The organism is Pseudomonas sp. SDO55104_S430, from assembly GCF_054070595.1.
This window is the reverse complement of record NZ_JBSVXG010000291.1, coordinates 1-6,124: the sequence shown is the minus strand read 5'-3', so window position 1 is coordinate 6,124 and position 6,124 is coordinate 1. Positions and strand designations below refer to the sequence as shown.

The 6,124-nt window shown below is 59.9% G+C and carries 7 protein-coding genes; 5 read left to right on the top strand and 2 right to left on the bottom strand.

Going from position 1 to position 6,124, the window contains the following annotated elements:
- Window positions 1–148: 148 nt before the first annotated feature.
- Window positions 149–1,393 (bottom strand): transporter associated domain-containing protein, encoded by a 1,245-nt coding sequence (locus ACW9JE_RS27790; protein WP_457434576.1) that lies wholly within the window; start codon window positions 1,391–1,393, stop codon window positions 149–151.
- A 12-nt stretch (window positions 1,394–1,405) separates the two neighbouring features.
- On the bottom strand, window positions 1,406–2,218 hold the full coding sequence (locus ACW9JE_RS27785; protein WP_457434575.1) for a cytochrome C assembly family protein: 813 nt from the start codon (window positions 2,216–2,218) through the stop codon (window positions 1,406–1,408).
- Between the two features lie 209 nt (window positions 2,219–2,427).
- Here ACW9JE_RS27785 and ffh point away from each other — a divergent pair, with 209 nt between their 5' ends.
- From ffh to rplS, 5 genes are all read left to right on the top strand, one after another.
- Entirely contained in the window at window positions 2,428–3,804 is a 1,377-nt protein-coding gene (gene ffh / locus ACW9JE_RS27780) for a signal recognition particle protein (RefSeq protein WP_224541757.1), read from the top strand.
- A 250-nt stretch (window positions 3,805–4,054) separates the two neighbouring features.
- Window positions 4,055–4,306, top strand: coding sequence for a 30S ribosomal protein S16 (gene rpsP, locus ACW9JE_RS27775; RefSeq protein WP_224541759.1), 252 nt, complete (start codon window positions 4,055–4,057; stop codon window positions 4,304–4,306).
- Between the two features lie 5 nt (window positions 4,307–4,311).
- Window positions 4,312–4,848: a ribosome maturation factor RimM gene (gene rimM, locus ACW9JE_RS27770; RefSeq protein WP_457434574.1), complete on the top strand. Its 537-nt coding sequence runs from the start codon at window positions 4,312–4,314 to the stop codon at window positions 4,846–4,848.
- Between the two features lie 2 nt (window positions 4,849–4,850).
- On the top strand, window positions 4,851–5,603 hold the full coding sequence (gene trmD, locus ACW9JE_RS27765) for a tRNA (guanosine(37)-N1)-methyltransferase TrmD (protein ID WP_175377880.1): 753 nt from the start codon (window positions 4,851–4,853) through the stop codon (window positions 5,601–5,603).
- 45 nt (window positions 5,604–5,648) lie between these two features.
- Window positions 5,649–5,999: a 50S ribosomal protein L19 gene (gene rplS, locus ACW9JE_RS27760; RefSeq protein WP_009047143.1), complete on the top strand. Its 351-nt coding sequence runs from the start codon at window positions 5,649–5,651 to the stop codon at window positions 5,997–5,999.
- Window positions 6,000–6,124 lie beyond the last annotated feature (125 nt).

Here is a 6,124-nt window from a genome sequence, read left to right as displayed (position 1 = left end):
GCTTGCCCGCGAAGAGGCCGGCACATCCAGCATCGATGTCGCCTGACACACCGCCTTCGCGGGCAAGCCCGCTCCCACAGGTTTTGTGGATACCGCTGATTTTGTGTAGGAGCTGTCGAGCGAAGCGAGGCTGCGATCTTTTGATCTTTTACCGGGCAGGAACCATCGCAGGCGCCGCCGTGGTCTGCCAGATCAGCACCCGCGTCACGCGATTGTCTTCGGTCTGCAGGATTTCCAGGCGATAACGGCCGATCTTCAGGCATACCGCGCTCTCGGGAATGGTTTCCAGCGCCTCGGTCACCAGGCCGTTCAGGGTCTTCGGGCCATCGCTGGGCAGGTGCCAGCCCAGGCTCTTGTTCAGCTCGCGGATGGTCGCGGCGCCATCGATCACCAGGCGGCCGTCGGCCTGTGGATGGATGTGCGGGTTGTCCATGTTCTGCTGGCTTTCGAACTCGCCGACGATCTCTTCGAGAATGTCTTCCAGGGTCACGATGCCCAGCACTTCGCCGTACTCGTCGACCACCATGCCCAGGCGGCGCTGCTGCTTGTGGAAGTTCAGCAGTTGCAGTTGCAGCGGAGTGCTTTCCGGCACGAAGTAGGGCTCGCGGCTGGCGGCCAGCAGATCGTCGACCGTCAGGCTGCCGTCGGCCAGCAGGTGACCGATCTGCCGGGTATTGAGCACCGCTTCGACCTGATTGATGTCGCTGTGGAACACCGGCAGGCGCGTGCGATTGTTGTCGCGCAACTGCTCGATGATTTCATCGATCGGATCGTCGAGGTTGATCCCGTCGACTTCACTGCGCGGCACCAGAATGTCGTTGACCGTGATGTTGTCCAGCGCATGAATGCCGGGCAGCGAATGCGGGCGGCAGACGGCGGGTTCGTGATCGTCATGCTGCTCCGCCGGTGGCTCGTCTTCGCTTTGCTGCACCACCTTGGCTTTGCGCACGAACGGACGCAGCAGCAGTTGGCTGATGGCGTTGAGCAGCCAAGCGGCCGGATACAGGATCTTCAGCGGAATCGGCAGCAGTTGGTTGCCCAGAGCCAGGATCGCATCCGGATGGCGAGTGGCGAGGGTGCGCGGCAGATAGTCGGTAAACACCAGCAAGGCGGCGCCTGCACCAAGGCACGCGGCCCATGGACCGTTTTCCGCCCAGGTGAAGACCGCCAGCAGGGTGCAGATCACCACTACCAGCGTGCGGCACAGGGTGTTGCAGAAGATCAGGCTGTTGAGCGGGAAGTTCAGCCTGGCCAGCGGCTTGTCGCTGGAGCGCGACGCGGTGCGCTTGGCCAGCAGATGCTGGTGAGCGGATTCGATGGCCGAAAACAGCGCCGACCAGAGAATCAGCAGGGCTACAACTGCGAACATCGGCCCTAAGGGCAAGTCATCCATTAATGCCGCCCGTCAGATGTGCAGGATGTATTCACGGACCAGCTTGCTGCCGAAATAGGCCAGCATCAGCAGGCAGAAACCGGCGAGGGTCCAGCGAATGGCCTTGTGTCCGCGCCAGCCGAGACGGTTGCGACCCCACAGCAGCACACTGAAGACCACCCAGGCCAGACACGCCAGCAGGGTCTTGTGCACCAGATGCTGGGCGAACAGGTTTTCGACGAACAGCCAGCCGGAAATCAGCGACAGCGACAACAGCGACCAGCCGGCCCAGAGAAAGCCGAACAACAGGCTTTCCATGGTTTGCAGCGGCGGGAAGTTCTTGATCAGCCCGGACGGGTGCTTGTGCTTGAGCTGATGGTCCTGGACCAGCAGCAGCAAGGCCTGGAACACCGCGATGGTGAACATGCCGTAGGCCAGGATCGACAGCAGGATGTGGGCGAGGATGCCTGGCTCCTCATCGATCACCTGCACGGTGCCGGCGGGCGCGAACTGCGCCAGCAGCACAGTCAGCGCCCCGAGCGGGAACAGCAATACCAGCAGGTTTTCCACTGGAATTCGCGAGCAGGCGATCAGAGTCAGGGCGATGACGGCTGCGGCGATCAGGCTGGCGGCGCTGAAAAAGTCCAGACCCAGACCAACCGGCGTCAACAAGTGGGCGACGAGGCTGACGCTGTGGGCCAGCACGGCGAGCACGCCGAGGATGACCAGCAGGCGTTTGTTCGCCTTGGCGCAGGTGGCCAGGCGGGTGCCTTGATAGAGAGTCGCAGCGGCATATAGACAGGCGGCGGCGAGGGTGCTGAGCAAACTGGGTGACAAGGGGAGCATAAGTCCTGTTAGGCAAGCCCGAAAGTCGCTGAGTTTGGCATAGAACCCCCACGGCACGAAAGACCAGTCAAGCTGACGGCGGGTGTGCGCCAGACGCAGTCTTCGCTATAATCCGCGACCTGCCCACGCCGCAGGCTCGCCGAGAACCCGTTTGGTCCGGTCCGGGCCGCCATTATCCCGGTCTACACAGGGCCTGAAAGGATCGCGCAATGTTTGAAAACTTAACCGACCGCCTCTCGCAGACGCTGCGCCATGTCACCGGCAAGGCGAAGCTGACCGAAGACAACATCAAAGACACCCTGCGCGAAGTGCGCATGGCGTTGCTCGAGGCCGACGTCGCCCTGCCGGTGGTCAAGGACTTCGTCAACTCGGTCAAGGAGCGTGCGGTCGGCACCGAAGTGTCCCGCAGCCTGACCCCGGGCCAGGCCTTCGTGAAGATCGTCCAGGCCGAACTCGAAAGCCTGATGGGCGCGGCCAACGAAGACTTGAACCTGAGCGCCGTCCCGCCCGCCGTGATTCTGATGGCCGGTTTGCAGGGTGCTGGTAAAACCACCACCGCCGGCAAGCTCGCGCGCTTCCTTAAAGAGCGCAAGAAGAAGTCGGTCATGGTCGTGTCCGCCGACGTTTACCGTCCGGCAGCGATCAAGCAGCTCGAAACCCTGGCCACCGACATCGGCGTGACGTTCTTCCCGTCTGACCTGAGCCAGAAGCCGGTCGACATCGCCCAGGCTGCTATTAAGGAAGCGAAACTCAAATTCATCGACGTGGTGATCGTCGACACCGCCGGTCGCCTGCACATCGATGAAGAGATGATGGGCGAGATCAAGGCCCTGCACGCCGCGATCAACCCGGTCGAAACCCTGTTCGTGGTCGACGCCATGACCGGCCAGGACGCCGCCAACACGGCCAAGGCCTTCGGCGACGCACTGCCGCTGACCGGTGTGATCCTGACCAAGGTCGACGGTGACGCCCGTGGCGGTGCCGCACTGTCGGTCCGCGCCATCACCGGCAAGCCGATCAAGTTCATCGGTATGGGCGAGAAGAGCGAAGCGCTTGATCCGTTCCACCCTGAGCGTATCGCCTCGCGCATCCTCGGCATGGGCGACGTGCTCAGCCTGATCGAACAGGCCGAAGCGACCCTCGACAAGGACAAGGCCGACAAGCTGGCCAAGAAGCTGAAGAAGGGCAAGGGCTTCGACCTCGAAGACTTCCGCGACCAGCTGCAACAGATGAAGAACATGGGCGGCCTCGGCGGCCTCATGGACAAACTGCCCAACATGGGCGGCGTGAACCTGGCGCAGATGGGCAATGCCCAGAATGCGGCGGAGAAACAGTTCAAGCAGATGGAAGCCATCATCAACTCCATGACCCCGGCCGAGCGCCGCGACCCCGAGCTGATCAGCGGTTCGCGCAAGCGTCGTATCGCCATGGGTTCCGGCACCCAGGTGCAGGACATCGGTCGCTTGATCAAGCAGCACAAGCAGATGCAGAAGATGATGAAGAAATTCTCCGCCAAGGGCGGTATGGCCAAGATGATGCGCGGCATGGGCGGAATGTTGCCTGGCGGCGGCATGCCGAAAATGTAAAGAATTCGCGCCGGCACCCCTGCCGGCGCTGATCCACAGAAATGTGGGACAAACGGTAAACCCGCACTTGGCGGGAGCCGACAGGCCGTTTTCAATGACGGCTCTATAGCAAATCTGCATGGCGGCTGATAGGCCGCCGGAAAAAGTCATTTGCAAAAGTCCGGATATTCCTTAGAATATGCGGCCTTTCGGGCACCCATGCCCGCTGTGCCTTTAGATTTGCAGCACCGACTACAGGAACGATGTTCACATGCTAACAATCCGTCTTGCCCTTGGCGGCTCCAAAAAGCGCCCGTTTTACCACCTGACCGTAACCGACAGCCGCAACCCGCGCGACGGTTCCCACAAAGAACAGATTGGCTACTTCAATCCTGTTGCCCGTGGTCAGGAAGTCCGTCTGTCCGTGAACCAAGAGCGCGTAGCCTACTGGCTGAGCGTTGGTGCACAGCCTTCTGAGCGTGTTGCTCAGTTGCTGAAGGACGCTGCTAAGGCCGCGGCCTGAGCAATATGAACGCGACGCCAACTGTTGCTGATGATCTGATCGTTATCGGCAAGATTTACTCTGTTCACGGCGTTCGCGGCGAAGTGAAGGTGTATTCCTTTACTGATCCGATCAAAAACCTGCTGAACTACAAAACCTGGACGCTCAAGCGCGACGGCAATGTAAAGCAGGTAGAGCTGGTCAGCGGACGCGGGAATGAAAAATTCCTGGTCGCAAAGCTCAAGGGTCTCGATGATCGTGAAGAAGCTCGTCTTCTGGCCGGTTATGAGATCTGCGTGCCGCGCAACCTGTTCCCTGAACTGACCGACGGCGAGTACTACTGGTACCAGCTGGAAGGTCTCAAGGTCATCGACACCCTCGGACAACTGTTCGGGAAGATCGATCACCTGCTGGAGACCGGCTCGAACGATGTAATGGTGGTCAAGCCTTGCGCTGGCAGCCTGGATGATCGCGAACGCCTGTTGCCCTATACCGAGCAATGCGTGTTGGCCGTCGACCTGGCAGCAGGCGAGATGAAGGTGGACTGGGACGCGGATTTCTAAGCGTGGCTAATTTGCGCGTAGAAGTGATCAGTCTGTTTCCCGAGATGTTCTCCGCCATCAGCGAGTACGGCATCACCAGTCGGGCGGTGAAACAGGGGCTGTTGCAGCTCACCTGTTGGAACCCGCGAGACTACACGACGGATCGACATCACACTGTGGATGATCGCCCATTTGGCGGTGGTCCGGGCATGGTGATGAAGATCAAGCCCCTGGAAGACGCGTTGGTCCAGGCCAAGGCAGCCGCCGGGGAGGGAGCGAAGGTGATTTACCTGTCCCCCCAAGGCCGTCAGCTGAATCAGTCGGCGGTACGCGATCTGGCGAATCTGGATGCATTGATCCTGATTGCCGGTCGTTATGAAGGCATTGACGAGCGCTTTATTGAGGCTCATGTCGATGAAGAGTGGTCGATTGGCGACTATGTACTGTCTGGCGGCGAGCTGCCGGCGATGGTCCTGATCGATGCGGTTACACGACTGCTGCCCGGAGCTTTAGGGCATGCGGACTCCGCCGAGGAAGATTCCTTTACGGATGGTCTGCTCGATTGCCCGCACTACACCCGACCTGAGGTGTATGCGGATCAGCGTGTTCCCGACGTGTTGCTAAGTGGCAATCACGCGCACATCCGGCGTTGGCGTTTACAGCAGTCCCTTGGTCGGACCTATGAACGACGCGTCGATCTTCTGGAAAGCCGCTCGCTTTCTGGAGAAGAGAAGAAGCTGCTCGAGGAATATCTCCGCGAGCGGGACGATAGTTAACAACGTATCGATGGTAGATCAGACGATTTACCTTAGGAGCACAGCATGACTAACAAAATCATCCTTGCACTCGAAGCAGAGCAGATGACCAAAGAGATCCCAGCCTTTGCCCCGGGCGACACCATTGTCGTTCAGGTGAAAGTGAAGGAAGGCGATCGTTCCCGTCTGCAAGCGTTCGAAGGCGTTGTAATCGCCAAGCGTAACCGCGGCGTGAACAGTGCATTCACCGTTCGTAAAATCTCCAACGGTGTTGGCGTAGAGCGTACTTTCCAGACCTACAGCCCGCAGATCGACAGCATGGCTGTCAAGCGTCGCGGTGACGTACGTAAAGCCAAGCTGTACTACCTGCGCGACCTGTCGGGTAAAGCAGCTCGCATCAAGGAAAAACTGGCTTAAGTCCAGCTTCCGATGCAGAAAAAAGCAGCCTACGGGCTGCTTTTTTGTTGTCCGCGATTTATCCACAACCCCCTGTAGGAGCGAGGCTTGCCCGCGAAGGCGTCATTCGCACCAACATCGATGCC

What these genes read in the sequence shown, in the direction of transcription:
- rimM (WP_457434574.1), top strand. Translation starts at nt 4,312, where the DNA reads ATGAACGCGACGCCAACTGTTGCTGATGATCTGATCGTTATCGGCAAG.
- ACW9JE_RS27790 (WP_457434576.1), bottom strand. Translation starts at nt 1,393, where the DNA reads ATGGATGACTTGCCCTTAGGGCCGATGTTCGCAGTTGTAGCCCTGCTG.
- ffh (WP_224541757.1), top strand. Translation starts at nt 2,428, where the DNA reads ATGTTTGAAAACTTAACCGACCGCCTCTCGCAGACGCTGCGCCATGTC.
- rpsP (WP_224541759.1), top strand. Translation starts at nt 4,055, where the DNA reads ATGCTAACAATCCGTCTTGCCCTTGGCGGCTCCAAAAAGCGCCCGTTT.
- ACW9JE_RS27785 (WP_457434575.1), bottom strand. Translation starts at nt 2,218, where the DNA reads ATGCTCCCCTTGTCACCCAGTTTGCTCAGCACCCTCGCCGCCGCCTGT.
- rplS (WP_009047143.1), top strand. Translation starts at nt 5,649, where the DNA reads ATGACTAACAAAATCATCCTTGCACTCGAAGCAGAGCAGATGACCAAA.